This window comes from Mucilaginibacter sp., assembly GCF_039925265.1.
In the GTDB taxonomy this organism is placed as follows: Bacteria; Bacteroidota; Bacteroidia; order Sphingobacteriales; family Sphingobacteriaceae; genus Mucilaginibacter.
The window spans coordinates 1-17572 of sequence record NZ_JBDSZG010000009.1 but is presented as its reverse complement, the minus strand read 5'-3'; the positions used below and the strand labels follow the sequence as shown (position 1 = coordinate 17572).

Here is a 17572-nt window from a genome sequence, read left to right as displayed (position 1 = left end):
TGTTCACTGTGTGGCTCGTGAACACTTTTTGGGGATTCGGTAGTGTAGAGAAGCAGCCCTAACAATCGCGACATACCCAATGGCTCAATGACTCATCTGAAATCTGCACATCTGAAATCTGCACATCCTCACATCCCCTAACGTGTTAATATTCAGTAAAATGTTAACAAATAAATTACCGGTTCGTAACGTTTAAGCAATAGTTAATCGCTTATTTTTATAGACCGTAAAAAGGTCAGTACTAAAAATCATCTAAAAATATTTTTATGGCCTGGAAAAAATTTAGCGGAGAGATCATTCAAACCCCCATTTTAGAAGAAGTAGAGGCTGCCATAGAGCGCGAAACCGCCCTCGGCAACAAATTAAAAGTATGCATCGGTACCGATTCGCAGGTAAAAGGTACCGTTACCGATTTTGCTACGGTTATTGTTTTCATTCGTGAGGCACGCGGCGCGTTTATGTTCATCCACCAGGAGCGTACCTCCCAAAAGATGACCATCAAAGAACGGATGCTTAACGAGGTGCAAAAATCCATAGACATTGCCTACCAACTTTGCGACCTGCTGGACCTATACGAGGTAGAGCTGGAAGTACACGCCGACATTAACACCAACCCGATGTTTAAAAGCAACCAGGCCCTGCACGAAGCCATGGGCTACATCATGAGCATGGGTTTCGTGTTCAAAGCCAAGCCGGAAGCGTTCGCCAGTTCCTGCTGTGCCAATAAGATGGTGCAATAAGGGGGGGTGAGTAGTGAGTGGTGAGTAGTGAATAGTTTCTGCGGGTGTATCTTGTCTTGGTTCTTGTCTCTTGTTTCTTGCCTCTTGATTGATTCTTGGATCTCGCGTCTTGATTCTCGAAGCTAACTTCTATATTTGGGCTACAAATACATAGCCTATGTCGCCGCTTATTGAAATTACCGATCCTCATATCCTGGATGGCTCAGCCATATTAATTGATGTACGCGGAGGTGCCGATGCACATGACCGCTATCTTGCCGGACACCTGCCCAAAGCCGTTTTCGCCGGCTTGGATGCCGACCTGGCCAGCCATCCTGAAAATGCCGCCAACGGTGGCCGCCATCCCTTGCCAGCCCTCGAAGATTTTGCCGAAACACTGGCCCGCTGGGGTGTTACGCCCGACAGCCATGTAATAGTTTACGATGATAAAGCCGCTGCCATGGGCGGAGCGCGCCTCTGGTGGATGCTGCGTTCGATAGGGCACACAAACGTGCAGGTGATAAACGGCGGTTTAAAAGCCGCCACTGATGCCGGGATACAGTTAACCACCGGCGAATACCAGAACGCTGCGGTGGAAACCTACCCTATTGCTGCCGAGTACACCAACACGGTTGATATAGAAGAAGTAAAGAAAGCCGCTAAGGACGATAACCGGGTGGTGATAGATGTGCGCGAGGGCGTGCGCTACCAAGGCATCACCGAGCCGCTTGACCTTGTTGCGGGGCATATACCCGGCGCAGTGAATTTGTTTTACAGTACCAGCATGTCGCCGGAGGGGAAATACCTCACCTCTAAAGCCCTCGAATCGCTTTATAAAGACACCATTGGCGATGTAAAGCCGCAGAATGTGATTGTGCATTGTGGATCGGGCGTTACAGCCTGTCATACGCTGCTTGGGATGGAACATGCGGGCATTACCGGACCAAAGCTCTACGTAGGGTCGTGGAGTGAATGGAGCCGCAGGGATCTGCCGATTGCCACAACGGAGCAATAATTACCGAACGTAAAACCGGGGCAAACTAAAATGCGTTAATCTCCATTGTGAAAACATACGTTTTAAAGCTTAAGCAAAATTTGCCCATCAGTTTAGATGAGGCATGGGATTTTTTTTCGTCGCCGCATAACCTCGCAAAAATTACCCCGCCCGAAATGAACTTTGTGGTAACCAGTGATTATAATGGCGATGGCAAAATGTATCCGGGGATGATCATCACCTACAAGGTATCGCCCCTGTTGGGTATTAAACTCAACTGGATGACCGAAATAACACATGTAGAACCCGGTAAATACTTTGTGGACGAGCAGCGCTTTGGTCCTTACGCTTTATGGCATCACCAGCACCATTTTAAAGAGATCCCCGGCGGCGTAGAAATGACCGATCTGCTGCATTACGCCATACCCTTTGGCGTAATTGGCCGGCTAACCAACGCTGTTTTAGTGCGCAAAAAAATTAGAAAAGTGTTTGAATTCAGGGTGAAAACCGTGGAAGAAATATTTGGGAAATACACGGGGTAGGTAAAATCGTTGGTATTGTTAAAATCTGTATAATCGATTCCTAATCAGTGTAATCCACAAATTATATTTTTAGCACCGCCTGCAGCGCACCGCCGTAGCCTACGCCTGCATTCCTGCCCATAAAGGTGTAGAATCCACTTGCGAAAACCGAAATACGGCGTGTAAAAGTATGCCCCACATTTACAGCGCCCTTAGTGAAAGCGAAATCGCGGTTCACGCTTAAATTCTGACTGAAAGATTTGTTGGAGCTGGATGAATTCTGACCGCCAATTTCAAAGCTTACCTGGTTCTTTTTGTTGATGGGAATGCCTAACAAAGCCGAGTATACGATAACATTTGGTCCCTGCTTATCAAAGTAACGGCGGTAACCTGCTTCTACGTTAAAATAGCAGCCGCGCAAAAAGTTTTTATTAAAGCTGCCGGTGTACATAAACTTTACTTCGGAACCAAAAACGCCGTAACCCAGGTCGAGCACATCCTCGTCATGTTTATATAGCGGCGCTATACCAGATACCTGTACCGAGAAGTACGCCTTATAATCAAAATTAACAAGCGCATAACTTAGGCCTGCCTGTATATCGCCAAAGCCAAAACTTTGCTGATAGGTGGTACCGGCGGCGGTGGTAAACTGGCTGTTTTGATCGGGCGCCAAAACGTTTACGATCAGATCTAAGCGGCGGGTGATACCGTAGCCAACATACAATCCGTAAGCGTAACTGGTGAACGAACTATTCCCCGCAGGTTTTACCTTTTTACCGCTGGAGTTATATACATCTTTAGAGGTGTAGTAGTTAAAGGATGGCACCACAATATTGCGGTATTTGCCAATAGGCCAGCCTGCAAAAGCCTGCTGCCGGGCCGAGCCGATGATAACCAGTAATAAACAAACTATGTAAATTCTTTTCATGGTATGTGCTGTTTACGGCATCCTGAAATCTTCCTTCAGCCAGTAATATTGAAATGTAAAGTATGTAAAGTTAACCTCGTGCGCTTTATCTGCAACAACAAAATATTCGTTACTGGTACTGGCAAACTTGTTAAACATGCCAAAGCTGCATCGCGGGGGGCAAAATTCATCAAGGAGGCCTATGCCCATCAATACTTTGCATTTTACTTTGTCGGCAAAGTTTTGCGGGTCGTAATAATCCCAAACGGCAAGCAGTTTTTCTTTGCTAAAGCCCGCGTGTTTTTTTATGTAATCGTGAAAAACCAGCGTTGGCCAGGTATCAGTAGGGTACGAGCTGCCAATAGCGTAAGAGTCGTGCATATCTGCGTATAGCGGTACCTGGAAGGTGCAAAGCTTTACACGCTTATCCATAGCGGCCACAAACACGGCAAGTCCCCCGCCCTGGCTACCGCCCTCCACCACTATCTTTTCGGCGTTGAGGCGCAGCTTAGACGCATTGGCGGCAATAAAATCTACTCCGCGCAGGCAATCCATATAAGCGCCGCGGTAAATGTACTTATCACGGCTTTCTATATTCACTAAATTGTATTGCTTATAATCAGGCGCTATCACATCCCGGCTGTTACCGTTCCCGCGTACGTTGATGGTAAATACCGCGAAATCCTCTTTATCATAATCGGGCTTCATCTCAATGGTATAGCCCGGCACACGGTACAAAACAGGATAGTTTTTGCCGCCCTTCGGCACGGTTAGCCAGCCACGGATGGTGATACCTTCCCAGGATTTCATTTCGGCCAGGTAAACAACTTTTTCCTTGGTCGATTTCTTTTTATCCTCGGTGAACTTAAACTCCGGCTTAATGCTCTTTAAAGTATCGACGGTCCCTTTCCAAAACGCGTCAAAATCGGCAGGTTTGTGCAGGGCGGTTTTTATTTTTTCGGGGTCGATGCCGAACACGCGTTTTACCGTATCGTCATAAGTGGTAAGGTTAAGCATAAAGTGCACGCGGTAAAAACCCGGGATGCGCTTAGGTAGCAAAACACTGTACGTTTCTGATGAATTTTTGATGAGGTGCACGGGCATGCTATTGGTTGATAGCTGCCTGAAATCGTCGCTCAGTACATTATAGGTCAGTTTGCCGTCCTGGTTATTTTTGTAGGTGCTTTTTACCTTTAGCTTAAACTCAATGTTATCGTCGCCTTTAAAAAGGGCGTTTTTAGAGCCCGGTTTCACCTCTATAAATACTTCACCCTCTTCCTCCTTATCGTCCTGTGCGAAAGTACTATAGCAGCCGGCGAGGATGATGCTTGCGGTAACAACATAAAATTTAAAACTTCGTAGTAATTGCATTTTTATTTGTTCTCTTTTTTTAAAGCCTTGTTTTATACGGATGCTGCGCGCTTTTTGTTCCTGATCAAAAAATCGGACTGGCGAATGTAGTGGTTTAGCGGTTCTTCTATGAGTTTAAACAACAAAATAGACACCCCGTTGAGGATGATAAAAGCGTACAGCACATTTAAATTATCGTATTGAAAAGGCGAGTTCCAGTCAACGCCCCATTTATCGTAAAGCTCGAACACCCGGTCGTTAAGCCAGTTGAAGCTAAAATGCAGGCCATCATACATCCAGCCCAAATGAATGAGGTAAAATATATACGAACTTTTGCCCAGCAACTCAATAAATTTATTTGATAAAATCTTTTTTAAGATACTAGTCTCGGTAAGCAAGCCATAAAAGAATAGCGCGATACTTACCGACAAAAGGTAATTATTGGTGATAATACCCATCGGATGATGCAGCCCCGCAATTTTGCCTTTTGGTATAGGCAGGATGCTCATCAACCATACACAGGCAAATATCAATGCAAAACCCAGGTAGGTGAATTTTTGTTTGCTGCTGCCGTCCAGCGTTTTTTTGCGGACAATAAGCGCCAGTTGTATCCCCACAAAAAACTCAAAACAACGCCCCAAAAAGGTGTACAGCATCATAAACGTAAAATTGCCGAAGAAACCATAGCAGTTTACATCGCGGAAGATAAGTACCAGTAACGCGCCTATGCCTGTAATAATAAGGGGCTGTATGTAAAACTTACGGTAACGCTGCGCGAAGTAGAAGATAAACGGTGCTGAAAAGTAAAAGCATTCTTCTACCGTTAAACTCCAGCCCTGGGCTATGCCTGTGAATTTAAGCTGATCAAAAAAACCGCGGACAAAAGTGATATGCATCAGGAATAGACCTATGGGGCTGGCGAAACCGTTGGTCACTTTTTCATCGTGCGTAAAATAGAAGGAAACGAAAGCCGCCAGGGTAAGCAAAAAATACATGGGGTAGATGCGCGCAACCCGATTTTTAAGGTATTGTTTAAACCAAGCGCTGCTTAATTCGAAGCTATCGAAATACCGGAAAGCAATTAAAAAACCCGAAAGCGTGAAGAAGATAGTTACCCCAATGTGGAATTCGCTAAGAAAACGTTGCACAGCATGGGGAAAGTTCTCATCAAACGCGTAGGCGTAATGAGATATAAAAACGAGGTATGCGGCCAGTGCGCGTACCCCCGTTAGAGCCGGAATATAGTTAAGTAAAGGTTTTTGCGCCAAAACGGATCAGTTTTTTCGTCTCTAAAGATAATTTTAATATCGGAGGATGTGCAAAATTTGAGCCAAGGAGTAAAACGCCGGTAGATTGTGGCTTAACAGAAAATAAACTTTGTCATCCTATGTTTGCATTGGATGATGACAAATTGGAAGAAAGGGTTTAAAGTGCCGAGCCTTGGACGATGCCTTTGCTTAATATCTTTTGGTCGATGTAATATTGGATCTCGCTTTTTTTCAGTCCCCAGTTAGGGGCTATGAGTAGTTCGCGGTCGCTGAGGCCGAAGAGGCGCTGAATAATGATATCGGGGCGAACGCGTGGTAATAGCTCACATAAAAATTCGGCGTACTCATCCAGCCCAAAAAGCTTAAATGGCTCGCGTTTGTATTTTACGCCCATTACGCTGCCTTCCACAATATGCAGGTGATGGAATTTTACGAATTTTATCTGCGCGTGGCGATTGATCTCGTCGGCATACTTCAGCATCATCTCGTGGCTTTCCCATGGGAAACCGAAGATGGTATGTACGCAAACATCCAGTTTGGTGTTCTCGGTAAGTTTTAGTGCTTTCAGCAATTCATCGTGGCTGCAGCCGCGGTTGATCTGGTTAAGCGTTTCATCGTAAATGCTTTCCATGCCCATCTCCAGGTCTACATCAAACCTATCGGTATAACTTTCCAGTAAGGCTATTTTTTCGGCATCGATGCAATCCGGGCGGGTACCCACGCTCAGGCCCACAATATCCTCGGTACCGTAGCTTAACGCTTCGTCATACATCATTTTTAAATAATGTGCCGGGGCATAAGTATTGGTATTCGGCTGAAAGTAGATGATGAATTTATCGGCCTTGTTGCCCTTGCGGGCGCGTTCCATACCCTGTATCACCTGCTCGCGCACGGTTGGGGCATTGCGACTAACAGATGGCGTGAATGAATCTACATTGCAATAGGTGCAGCCGCCGTAGCCTTTGCTGCCATCGCGGTTGGGACAGGTAAAGCCGCCATCTACAATAACCTTAAACACACGATGCCCTTTGTACTTCTCTTTAAGCCATGGGCCATAATTGTTATAGCCCTTCTCCCACGGGGATTCCACCGATTTTAAAGCTGATGGCACCGATTGTATTTCTGATACTGATTGCATTAGTGCAAAGGTAATCATTTTAGATTATACCGATTTAAGCACTGCTTACAGTCTCCTGCTAAGAGGGTAACTTGGCTAAAATATCCGCTGCCGTATCATCTCCATAAAACCTTCGCGGAATTTGTCGCTTACGGGGATCTGTTTGGTGCCGATGTAAATGTGGTTATCCTGGATCTTGTTAAGCAAGCGAGTATTTACAATGTAAGAGTTATGCACCCGTACAAAAGGCTGCGGCAGTTGCTCTTCAATATCCTTTAAGCGGCGGTATATCAGCAGTTCTTCGATGCCGGTTACCAGGCGAACGTATTCTTTTTCGCTCTCGAAGTAGAGCACTTCGTCCAGTAAGATCTTACGCAGTGTTTTGCCGGATTTAAAAAAGAAGTAGTCGGCCTCCGGTTTGGCGGTGGTTGTCTCCGTAGAAGGCGGCTGTTTGTCGAAACTGGCTTCAATTTTTTGAGTGGCGGCTACAAAGCGTTTAAGGGTGATGGGTTTAAGCAGGTAATCAATGGTTTGGTAGGCGTAGCTTTCGGCGGCGTGCTCGGCATAGGCAGTGGTGAACACAATTTTGGTGTCCTTTGGCAACAGTCCCGCCAGTTCCATCCCCGTAAGGTGTGGCATATTGATGTCCAGGAAAATGAAATCTACAGTGTGCTTTTTTAAAAATTCTATCGCCTCTAAAGCATTGTAGCATTTACCTAAAAGCTGCCACTGGGTAGTTTGCCCAATGAGCACCTCCAGCAGGTTCACGGCATTTGGCTCGTCGTCTATAATGATGCACCTCAGGTTCATTTCAGCGGGATGTTTAAGTGGGCATGGTAAATATCGCCATTATTTTGTGTGGATAGCTCAAAATCATCCCGGTACAGCAGGATGAGCCGCTTACGTAAATTCCCGATACCCGAGCCGGTAGAGTTTGGGTTTAAAGGTACATCGGGTATGGTGTTTTCCACCGTAAACAGCAGCCTGCCGTTTTCTTGTATCAGCGCGAGGTTTATCCTGTTATCCACGCTTGATTTATCAATGCCGTGCTTAAAAACATTTTCTACAAAAGCCATCAGCAGCATAGGTGGGATGCTCTTGGCGGCATCGCATTCTTTTGTAAAATTAATGCTGATATCGTACCGGATACGGATCTTTTCCAGCTCGATGTAGTTCTCGATAAACTGGACCTCGGTACCGATGGATACCACCTGTTTTGGGCTTTCATCCACAAAATAGCGCATGATGTTGGATAGCTGCTCTATCAGCCCCGCCGTGCGTGGCGCCTCCAAATAAGCTTCGTAATAAATATTATTCAACGTGTTGAAGAGGAAATGCGGCTGCACCTGCGATTTCAGCAGGTTAAGCTCGGCCTGTGTTTTTTGGGCGAGCATCTCTTCCGATTGCCGCTTCAGATCGAAATAAGCTATCGCAATGCGGAAGATAAAGCTGAGCAGGAAGATGAGTATGCCGCCTACAATAAAACTCGCCAATACTTTAAATGTCATCGCCGTGGGCTTGGGGGCAAAGAAGGTATTGTAAACCGTAAGCGTAATAAAGCCCCGGATGATGCCCACCGCAAAAAGGAATACAATAACCGCCAGCACATACCATACAAAGCGCCCTTTTTGGTAAAGTCGTGGGAAAAGCCAAAGGATGTTACCATAAATAATAGCCGCGTAAAAAGCGGTGTATATAACAGCATAAGCAAACGCCTGCCCAAATGGGTCCATCGGCAGCAGGGAGAGCATGATCACCACAAAAACAGATACCCAAACGGCCTGCTGCAACTGGATGGCGGTAAGCTTACCAGAGAATAATTTCATGTTTAAAAATACAAAGCTTTTTGGTGCCCCGCGATAGTTTTAAACGCCGGGCCTTATTTATTCAATAGAAAGGGTTGTTTTATCAACGCTTACATCAATTGGCGGTTTAGGCCGCTGTTTTACCACCTGTTGAATTGAGCAAGCCAAACGCTAAATATAGTGGGCATAGGGTTGAAACGTTTTCGGAATGCTTTTGCAGAGGCACAAATTCGCCCTTGATAAATGAAAAACTTAAAACCATTAACAATTCAATAACATGAAAACCAACTGCACCATACCTGCAATTTTAATTAGCCTGCTTACTTTATTTTTATCGGCACAGCCGAAATATACGCTGGCACAACAGGTAGATACTATTCGTCTGAAAGATAACCGCCTGAACACCGCCAGCCTGAAACCGGGCTTGCGCCAGTACATGGTTTATTTCCAAAACCCAAAAAGCCCTAAAGTAATGCGGTTTTGGCTTTGGCTGCGCGATACTAAAGTAGAAACCCAAAACGGGCAAAAGATATTTGTTACCAACCAACATTGGTATGGTGGAGATACCGCCAGTTACCGTACCGTATACTCGATAAACAAGGCAAGCGACTTTTCGCCCATCTACCATTCGGAAACCGTAAACGGTAAAAACAAATCTTTCAACTGGAGCAATCAAAAAATTGTGGGGGCCGATACCGTGGCGGTAAACACCGCCAAAACCTTCTCGCTGGATTTTACTGCTCCCTGCTACAACTGGAACCTGGATATGGAAACCTTTGAGATGCTGCCTTTGGCTGCCGGTAAAACGTTCGCCATCAACTTTTACGATGCAGGCTACAGCAAACCTGAGTACATCATCTACAAAGTGACCGGCAGCGAAATAATAACCACCTACGATAACCAAAAGGTTGATTGCTGGATCTTGTTCAATGAAAGCGATAACGCTGGCCGCCACGCTACCGAAACCTTCTGGATAAGCAAAAAGAACCACGAGTTTTTAAAAGAGGAGGACAACTTCGCCGGCATGTACCGCTACAAAGTAAAAATGCCCGCAGCCGCAGTTAACGTTTTAACAAAGTTTGGCAAGTAAAAAATAATCAGCCCGTCATAGCAATGACGCTGTGGTGAATTAGTTTAATCTCAATTGCTAATATGCAAACCCTGGTAAGTACGCACTCCATCAGCATTACCATAGCTGAAGTTAAGATGTGTGAAGCGTTTGTACTTCTCTTTATACTTCGTAAAAACAGCTTCAGGCTGTTTTTTGCCGTTCACGGTCATCTCCTCCGTGTTGAGGGTGAGGTCGTGCAGGCTCTTTTCACTACCTATCACTTTATCCTTCACCAGGTCGCCAATTAAAGCTTTCATCAGCAGTTGATCCTGACGCGCTTGTTCCTGATCCTTTTTAGCCTGGATCTGGTCTTTGGCGGCTTGCTCCTGGTCGCGTTTTGCCTGCACCATATCTTTTGCTGCCTGCTCCTGGTCTTTTTTCGCCTGTAATTGGTCAAGCTGTGCACGTTCCTGATCGCGTTTGGCTTGTACTTGTGCATCGCCTGCACCGGCCTGGTCTCTTTGTGCCTGCTCGGCATCACGTTTGGCTTGTAAGGCGTCTTTTTGCGCTTGTTCCGCATCGCGCTTAGCCTGCAGCTGGTCACGACCGGCTTGCTCCTGGTCGCGTTTGGCTTGCACCATGTCACGGGCGGCCTGTTCCTGGTCTTTCTTAGCCTGGATTTTATCCCGCTTTATCTGCTCCTTTATTTTGGTGAGCACGGCGCTGTAATCGCCCCATTTGGCGGCGGGGATCTGTTCGCCATCTATATAAAGCTCCGTCATTTTATCGTTCACAAATTTTGCTTTGTAAACCACACCATTCCAGTTGGTGCGAAACTCCTCTACCTCTTGCCCGTTGGTGCGGGGGGGGGGTCATGTAATTGCTGTTAGGCGAATTATCGCGAACGGTTTTTTTCTTCGCCTGCCCATAGCTTAGGGTAGTTGCGGCCATTGCGGCCAATAACAGGCCATGTTTTAAAAATTTGGTTTTCATTTTATTTGATCTAAAGGTTGAAAATTGGGCAATACAATTCCGCCTCACCATTGGTAAGTTTTAAAAAATGCGGTGCCGGTTGGATTTATTAAGTGCTATTTCTACAGGGCAGGGCGCGCTTTCCCCACGCTAAAGTTTTAGCGGTGTTGTGTTTACAGTTGAACGCTAACGTTGTTTTTTTGATTTTGCTGTACTCGTTGCTGGTCTTTTTTGGCTTGTTGCTGGTCTTTACCGGCCTGTTGCTGATCCCGGATGGCTTGCTCCTGGTCGCGTTTGGCCTGTATCTGGTCTTTGGCTGCCTGTGCCTGGTCAATAGCGGCCTGCTTCATATCGCGTTCGGCTTGTTCTTTATCGCGTTTGGCTTGCAGTTGGTCAAGTTCGGCCTGGTCCTTTTGTTTTGTGGGTGTGCTGGTGTTTGATTGGCTCTCATATAAGGCTCTATCGTAAACTTCCTTAGCGCGGTCTGCTTCCATCTTAGCCAGTTCAGAAGCATACTTTTGCTTTAAAACGATTTCCATATCTGCTTTTTCTTTGGCCGATACCATTGCATTATCAAAAGCCGCAGGTTCAGTTTTTTGAATGAGAGGAAGCGGCTCTTTTGCTTTGTTCTTATCTTCTTTCTTAACGATGCTTACTGGCTCCGATACTGCATTTTTCGGTTGAACAGCCTGCTGTGTAACTTCCATTTTTGGTTTTGCTTCGCGATGAGCGATCCCCCCGATTTGTGTAATAGCCGCTGTTGCCACCATTGCCGACAGGATCAACACACCCGCCATAAAGAAAACCTTTTCGGCAGTGCCCAGGGCCTTGTTTTGGTTTTGCAAAATTCGGCTCACCCGTTGTAATAAATGGTTCTTTTTACCGGGGAATGCCACCTGGTAACCCGCGCCATACAGCGAGTATTCTTTAAAGCTGATGAGCGCCTGTACAAATTCCCGCTTGTTTTTGGTTTGCGCCAGGGCAATGTCGTCGCAGCAGTTTTCGCGCTCATCCCGCAGGAGAGACGAGATCCACATCAGCCCCGGGTTAAAAAAGAACACCGTTTCGGCGATGGCTTGCAAAAAGTTCACCACGTAATCGTTCCGGCGGATGTGTGCCAGTTCGTGCAGTAGTACAGCCTCTATCTGTTCGGGTGGAAACCCTGCCAACAAGCCCATTGGCATCAGTATCACCGGCTTTAAATGGCCTATTACAAAAGGCACTTTTACATAGCCCGATTCCAGCAATTGTACTGCTCGTTTTAACTGCAGTTTTTCGCAAAGTATCGCCATGCGCTGCTGCCAGTAGGCATTAGGTACAGCAATATCGCGGTGCCTGGCCCTTTGAATAAAAACCAGCCCACCCATAAACTTTACCGACCGGAACAGGAACAGGATAAACCAAACCAGCACCACCATAGGCGCGTTCACGGTAAAGTAGCTGATACAGGCATAGCCAAACCGCCTGATGCCTTGGGTATCGATATTAAACAATAAGGGTAGCATCCGCCGCTAATTTGCCTGTAAGCTCCTGCGTAAGTCCCTCTGCTGTCTCCTGGTTCCAAACACATATAAAGGTGTAAACACACGTCCCTATAAAAAGCGCGAACTGTGCAAGCACCAGGTTGTACCTTACAGCCGCGCTTGCCTTGCGGGTGGCCATCAAAACCAGCGCGGTAACCATCGCCAGCAGCAAGCCCTGCCATAGCGAGTGGATAAGCATCCAGCTAAATGCCTGGATAACGCGGTTGGTGGTGATGAGTGTAAGCAGGTGCATGGTGATGGGTATTATTTGGCTTTGTCCATTTTGTTAAGCAACTCTTTTATTTTCTGCAATTCTTCTTCTGATGTTTTATCGTTACCCAATAGTGCAACCATCAGGCTGCTTGCCGAGCCATTGTACATCGAATCTACAAAGCGGCCCAGCATGTTGCCTTTCACTTTGTCTTCTTCCAGCGCGGCGCTGTAAATGTGTTTCATGTTGGTTTCGTCGCGCTCCAACATACCTTTTTCCTTCATCACCTGCATCAGCTTCAGGGTAGAGGTATATATCACCGCTTCTTTTTGCTCGTTCAGCTTATCGTGCACAAAACGCACCGTTGAAGGGCCATCCTGCCAAAGTATTTGCAGCACATCCATTTCGGTTTTTGTTGGTAAGCTATCAGCGGGTTTATCTTTCTTAAACAACATCATAAACCAAAGGTATGCATTGAAAACGTACGTTGCAATAGTTAAGGTAAAATAATTTTATTTTTTTAAATCTTGCTCGTTGACTGTAAGGAAATTTATCCTGTCCAATCTCTTAATCCCTAAATCCTGTTAAATTTGAGAGGGCAATAGGGGTAAACCCTTCCATCATTGTACTACGTGTATAAAAGCAAAACATACACATAATGATGATAGCATTAATTACATGGCTGGTTAAGAAATACGCCATACCGGCACTAAGCCGTTACCGGGCCAACAGGAATACGGGCACCATAAAAACCGCCGCAGTTTTAATGCTGCTGCTGGCATTATCCGCGCCAACCTTTGCGCAGGAGCAAACTACAAAATACAATGTGTTGCACAGCGGTAAAGTTGTTGGTCACCTTGATCTGTACCAGAAACGCAGCGGCGAGAACCTTTATTTAAGAATGATATCTGAAGTAAAAATGCGCTTCATTTTTAGCATCAGGGTGAATTGCAACGAGGAGTCGTCTTTCCAAAACGGCAGGCTGGTTAGCTCGCATGTATTACGTAACGTGAATGGCAAAGAAAAAGCCAACCGCCAAACCACTGCCATAGGCAATGCCTATCAAACCTTAGCTGAAGGTAAGAGTGGTAGCGTTAAGCAAAAAGATATAAGCGCCAACCTGATGCTGCTATATACTCATGAACCCGCCGATAACGCGCAGGTATACTCGGATAATTTTCAGCAGTTTTTAAAGGTGAAGCAAACCGGCAGTCACGTTTACCGGATCGATCTGCCGGATGGCAGCTATAATTATTACACCTACGCCAACGGCATTTGCAGCAAGGTGGATATTCATCATTCGCTTTATACGATTCAGATCCAGTTGGCGTAGGAAGAGTGTCTGAATCAGAATTTACAGAATTAGAGGATTTTCAGAATAGCCTTTTGCGAACGCGATAACACTTTGACAATAAATTCTGTTCATTCTTTGATTCTGTAAATTCTGATTCAGACAAAACCCACTATATTTAGCGCATATAATAAGCCGCTAAGGGTGGAATACAGCGACAGCACGGTTATAACTTTACTAAAACAGGGCAGCGAGAAGGTATTTGAAAGGGTATTTAAAGACCATTTTAAAAGCCTGCACGCCTACGCCTACACTTTTATGAAAGATGATGAGCTGGCCGAGGAGGTGGTGCAGAACGTTTTTTGCCGCATTTGGGAAAAGCGAGAACAGCTGAAAACAGATGGTTCTTTAAAAGCTTACCTGTACCGGTCGGTGCATAACGAGAGTTTAAACTACTTAAAGCACCAAAAAGTGAAGGCCAACTTTGAGGTGTATTATACCGGGCAAATGGAACAGCAGGAAGACCACTCAGCAAAAAAAATAATGGCCAATGAGTTGGAACGGCACATCCGGCAGGCGATGAACGAATTGCCGCAACAATGCCGCATCATTTTTCAGCTGAGCCGGTTTGAACAATTAAGGTATCAGCAAATTGCCGACCAGATGGGGCTCTCGGTAAAAACCATTGAGAACCAAATGGGTAAGGCCCTGAAGCTGATGCGCCTAAAACTGGCCGAATTTTTAACGCTGCTATTTTTGATATGGATAAACCGCTAACAGATGAGTAAGAGCAATAATCATATAAGCGATGATCTGCTGGTGAAACACTTGCTTGGCGAAGCTACGCCTGCCGAAACCGCTGAGGTGGAAGAATGGTTGGCTGCCGATGAGGTAAACCTGGCTCATTTTAATCAGTTAAAAAGGATCTGGGACGAAAGCCTGCAACTGGCAAATACCAGCACCGTTGATGAAGATGCCGCCTACAACCGCCTGCAAAACCGCATTAAACGGACGCCCGATAACGGCGAGGCAAAAGTGGTGGCACTTCAACCTAAAAAAACAAACTGGCTGACCATTGCGGCAGCTATTATGGTGATTTGTACCGTTGGATATTTAGCGGTGAATTATTTTAACCAACCAGCGGCCCTGGTGACGGTGGCGAGTAATGATAAGGTATTGACAGATACTTTGGCCGATGGCTCCGTTGTAACGATGAATAAGCGATCGCAGCTATCGTACCCTGAAAAATTTAAAGGGGATACCCGTGCCGTTAGCTTGCAGGGCGAGGCGTTTTTCAGCGTTACACCCGATAAAACAAAACCTTTTATAATTAAGGTGAACGATGTAACCATTCGGGTGGTTGGTACGTCTTTCAATATAAAAAGCAGGGATGGTAAAACCGAAGTAATTGTAGCTACCGGTATTGTAAATGTTGCAAAAAAACAGAATAACATCAACCTTAACCCCGGCGAGAAAACCGAGATAGATAACAGCAAAACCGGTTTCTCCAAACAAAGCGTAAAAGGAAAGCTCTACAGCTATTATGTAAATAAAGAGCTGGTATGCGATCAAACCCCGCTGAGCGAATTGGTGCCGGCACTGAACGCCATTTATGGTGCAAACATTGTAATAGGTAATAAGGCAATAGAAAAAATGCCCATTACTACGGTGTTTAAAGACCAGTCGCTGGAGCAGGTGCTGATGGTTATTCGCGAAACATTTAAGATCTCGGCAGAACGGAAAAACGGGCAGATCATCCTTAAATAATATATTTCTTAATCCTATCCATGCATCAATTTAAGCGTTCGCTGTTTATTGTTACTGCCTGTGTTTTGCTTTCGGCTATCAGTCCGCGGCTATTTGCGCAATCGTTGCTGAGCCGGAATATTTCCATCCACATCAAAGGCAAGCCGCTGGGTGTTATGCTGAAAACGATGGAGGAAAAGGGCAAGTTTTACTTCTCGTACAACAGCAACCTGCTGAAAGCGGATAGCCTGGTAAGCCTGGATGCCGACAACTGGACAATAAAAGAAGTCCTTGACCACCTGCTTGCGCGCCGCTTTGAGTATAAAGAGGCTGCAGAGTTTATCATTCTGCGGTACGCGCCTTTGCAACTGAATTTACTCAGCCATAAAACCGCAACCGAAGGCGAAGAATTTGTAATAAACGGCTTTATTGTAGACGAGGCCAGCGGAAAAAAACTGCCCAACGCCAGCGTTTACGAACGCAACCTGCTGCAAAGCACTTTGACCGATGCCGACGGTTTTTTTGAACTGAAGCTAAAAAACGGGGGGATGCAACTGCAGGTCACCATTAGCAAGGAATTTTATAAAGACACCACAATTACCTTTTTGCGGGATGTTAATATTACCAAAGTGACGGGTAAAAGCGTTTTGTACTACGCTTTAAATGATGACCCTGAAGGGATAGAAACAACCTCTTTTGGTAAACTCTTCCTTTCCACCAAACAAAAGGTCCAGGCAGCAAACCTGAAGGGGTTGATAGCCAACGCGCCATTCCAGGCATCGGCTATACCCAATGTAAGCACCCATGGTGCTATGAATGGGCAGATAATGAACACTGTTTCCCTTAACGCGGTAGGTGGTTACAACGCCGGCGTGGATGGCGCAGAGCTGGGCATAATATTTAACCTGGATAAGGGCAATGTGCGTAGCTTTCAATTTGCGGGGGTATTTAACGTTGTGGGCGGCAATGTTGGCGGGGTACAGATAGCCGGGCTTTACAATAATGTGCTGGGCAATGTGAACGCGGTGCAGCTTGCTCTGCTGCACAATAGCGTAAAACGTAACCTGCACGGTTTTCAGCTAAGCTTTTATAACCATGTGCGCGGCAAAGTATGGGGCGTACAATTAGCGCCATTTGGGAATATTGCTAATAACAATGTAAGCGGGATCCAATTAGCCGGATTGGGTAACGTAGCAGGCAGCAGGTTTGAGGGCATTCAATTGGGCGGACTTTTTAACTATGCCAGGCACCTGCGCGGCTTGCAGGTGGGGCTGATCAATATTGCAGATACCTCCAAAGGGTTTAGCGTAGGGCTCATTAATATTGTGCGGAACGGTTATCATAAAGTAACCCTCGGTGCTAACGAAACGCTGAACGCCAACCTTTCCCTAAAATCGGGCAGTGATAATTTTTATACCATTTATAGCGGAGGCGCGAGGCTGAATGAGAACGCCAAAATTTACGGGATGGGGATGGGTTTTGGTACCGTGCTGGGGCTGAATAAATGGCTCAACTTTAATCCTGAGCTAAGCAGCCGTTACCTGTACCAGGGTACCTGGCACTATACCAACCTGCTTAACCGCTTCGACGCGAATATTAACATCAGGCTAAGCAAGAGCCTGGCGCTTACTGGCGGTCCATCGGTAAACCTGTACTATACCGGGCAATATAATGCGGTAAAGGGTTACGCCTTACTGCAAGACCTGCATCCCAATTTCAACCCGAATAAAAGAGCCAATTGGTTTTATGGCTGGAATGTGGGACTGAATTTATTTTAGAAAAGCCAACCTGCACCAGGTACTCCGGCTCAAACGCTGATCTCCAATGGCTGAATTTCATCTGCACATCTGTAATCTGCACATCCGCACATTTTCCAAACACTTTTCGCCGACCTATTTCACCCGTTCACCGATGTAATCCCGCCGTACGTCTAATTGGCCGTATTTCGCTGTAACGTTTCCTAAATGGGTGCGTCATATGGGTGTATTTAATAAAACGAAAAACACAAATAGCACTCACAATCAAAATATTAGGAATCATGAAAACAACATTTTTAACCATAGCAACCATCTTCACTTTAGCCATAGGTACTGTAAC

Annotated in this window: 19 protein-coding genes; 8 read left to right on the top strand and 11 right to left on the bottom strand. The window is 45.8% G+C overall.

Annotated elements, in window-relative coordinates:
• The first annotated feature begins 266 nt into the window (after positions 1-266).
• From ABIX36_RS03425 to ABIX36_RS03415, 3 genes are all read left to right on the top strand, one after another.
• On the top strand, positions 267-740 hold the full coding sequence (locus ABIX36_RS03425; RefSeq protein WP_348080762.1) for a ribonuclease H-like YkuK family protein: 474 nt from the start codon (positions 267-269) through the stop codon (positions 738-740).
• 157 nt (positions 741-897) lie between these two features.
• A complete protein-coding gene (locus tag ABIX36_RS03420; protein ID WP_348080761.1) occupies positions 898-1734 on the top strand; it encodes a sulfurtransferase in 837 nt (278 codons plus the stop codon).
• A 47-nt stretch (positions 1735-1781) separates the two neighbouring features.
• The gene (locus ABIX36_RS03415) at positions 1782-2255 is read left to right on the top strand and encodes an SRPBCC family protein (protein WP_348080760.1); all 474 of its coding nucleotides are present in this window, start codon (positions 1782-1784) and stop codon (positions 2253-2255) included.
• A gap of 61 nt (positions 2256-2316) precedes the next feature.
• Here the strand turns inward: ABIX36_RS03415 and ABIX36_RS03410 are convergent, their stop codons facing one another.
• From ABIX36_RS03410 to ABIX36_RS03385, 6 genes are all read right to left on the bottom strand, one after another.
• Positions 2317-3162 carry a hypothetical protein gene (locus tag ABIX36_RS03410; RefSeq protein ID WP_348080759.1) on the bottom strand — a complete coding sequence of 282 codons (846 nt, stop codon included), beginning with the start codon at positions 3160-3162 and terminating at the stop codon, positions 2317-2319.
• Between the two features lie 12 nt (positions 3163-3174).
• Positions 3175-4512, bottom strand: coding sequence for an alpha/beta fold hydrolase (locus ABIX36_RS03405; protein WP_348080758.1), 1338 nt, complete (start codon positions 4510-4512; stop codon positions 3175-3177).
• A gap of 32 nt (positions 4513-4544) precedes the next feature.
• On the bottom strand, positions 4545-5759 hold the full coding sequence (locus ABIX36_RS03400; RefSeq protein WP_348080757.1) for an acyltransferase: 1215 nt from the start codon (positions 5757-5759) through the stop codon (positions 4545-4547).
• 157 nt (positions 5760-5916) lie between these two features.
• Positions 5917-6897: a TIGR01212 family radical SAM protein gene (locus ABIX36_RS03395; protein WP_348080756.1), complete on the bottom strand. Its 981-nt coding sequence runs from the start codon at positions 6895-6897 to the stop codon at positions 5917-5919.
• A gap of 75 nt (positions 6898-6972) precedes the next feature.
• The gene (locus ABIX36_RS03390; protein WP_348080755.1) at positions 6973-7686 is read right to left on the bottom strand and encodes a LytTR family DNA-binding domain-containing protein; all 714 of its coding nucleotides are present in this window, start codon (positions 7684-7686) and stop codon (positions 6973-6975) included.
• Complete coding sequence (locus tag ABIX36_RS03385) at positions 7683-8702, bottom strand: sensor histidine kinase (protein WP_348080754.1); 1020 nt, start codon at positions 8700-8702, stop codon at positions 7683-7685. The genes ABIX36_RS03390 and ABIX36_RS03385 overlap by 4 nt, the downstream gene beginning before the upstream one ends.
• Positions 8703-8958: 256 nt before the next feature.
• On the opposite strand from ABIX36_RS03385, the gene ABIX36_RS03380 reads away from it, so the two are divergent.
• Positions 8959-9771: a hypothetical protein gene (locus ABIX36_RS03380; protein WP_348080753.1), complete on the top strand. Its 813-nt coding sequence runs from the start codon at positions 8959-8961 to the stop codon at positions 9769-9771.
• A gap of 50 nt (positions 9772-9821) precedes the next feature.
• On the opposite strand, the gene ABIX36_RS03375 is transcribed toward ABIX36_RS03380, so the two are convergent.
• The 4 genes from ABIX36_RS03375 to ABIX36_RS03360 form a co-directional block, all read right to left on the bottom strand.
• On the bottom strand, positions 9822-10514 hold the full coding sequence (locus tag ABIX36_RS03375) for a hypothetical protein (RefSeq protein ID WP_348080752.1): 693 nt from the start codon (positions 10512-10514) through the stop codon (positions 9822-9824).
• Positions 10515-10877: 363 nt separating this feature from the next.
• A complete protein-coding gene (locus tag ABIX36_RS03370; RefSeq protein WP_348080751.1) occupies positions 10878-12209 on the bottom strand; it encodes a M56 family metallopeptidase in 1332 nt (443 codons plus the stop codon).
• Positions 12190-12480: a hypothetical protein gene (locus ABIX36_RS03365; protein ID WP_348080750.1), complete on the bottom strand. Its 291-nt coding sequence runs from the start codon at positions 12478-12480 to the stop codon at positions 12190-12192. Before ABIX36_RS03365 ends, ABIX36_RS03370 begins: the two co-directional genes overlap by 20 nt.
• A gap of 11 nt (positions 12481-12491) precedes the next feature.
• Complete coding sequence (locus tag ABIX36_RS03360) at positions 12492-12896, bottom strand: BlaI/MecI/CopY family transcriptional regulator (RefSeq protein WP_348080749.1); 405 nt, start codon at positions 12894-12896, stop codon at positions 12492-12494.
• A 200-nt stretch (positions 12897-13096) separates the two neighbouring features.
• On the opposite strand from ABIX36_RS03360, the gene ABIX36_RS03355 reads away from it, so the two are divergent.
• From ABIX36_RS03355 to ABIX36_RS03340, 4 genes are all read left to right on the top strand, one after another.
• Entirely contained in the window at positions 13097-13771 is a 675-nt protein-coding gene (locus ABIX36_RS03355; protein WP_348080748.1) for a DUF6134 family protein, read from the top strand.
• 162 nt (positions 13772-13933) lie between these two features.
• Positions 13934-14506 carry an RNA polymerase sigma-70 factor gene (locus ABIX36_RS03350; protein ID WP_348080747.1) on the top strand — a complete coding sequence of 191 codons (573 nt, stop codon included), beginning with the start codon at positions 13934-13936 and terminating at the stop codon, positions 14504-14506.
• Positions 14507-14509: 3 nt separating this feature from the next.
• Positions 14510-15496 (top strand): FecR domain-containing protein, encoded by a 987-nt coding sequence (locus ABIX36_RS03345; RefSeq protein ID WP_348080746.1) that lies wholly within the window; start codon positions 14510-14512, stop codon positions 15494-15496.
• Between the two features lie 20 nt (positions 15497-15516).
• Positions 15517-17253, top strand: coding sequence for a hypothetical protein (locus tag ABIX36_RS03340; protein ID WP_348080745.1), 1737 nt, complete (start codon positions 15517-15519; stop codon positions 17251-17253).
• A gap of 127 nt (positions 17254-17380) precedes the next feature.
• Here the strand turns inward: ABIX36_RS03340 and ABIX36_RS03335 are convergent.
• On the bottom strand, positions 17381-17572 hold a 192-nt coding region (locus tag ABIX36_RS03335), incomplete at its 5' end, for a hypothetical protein (protein ID WP_348080744.1).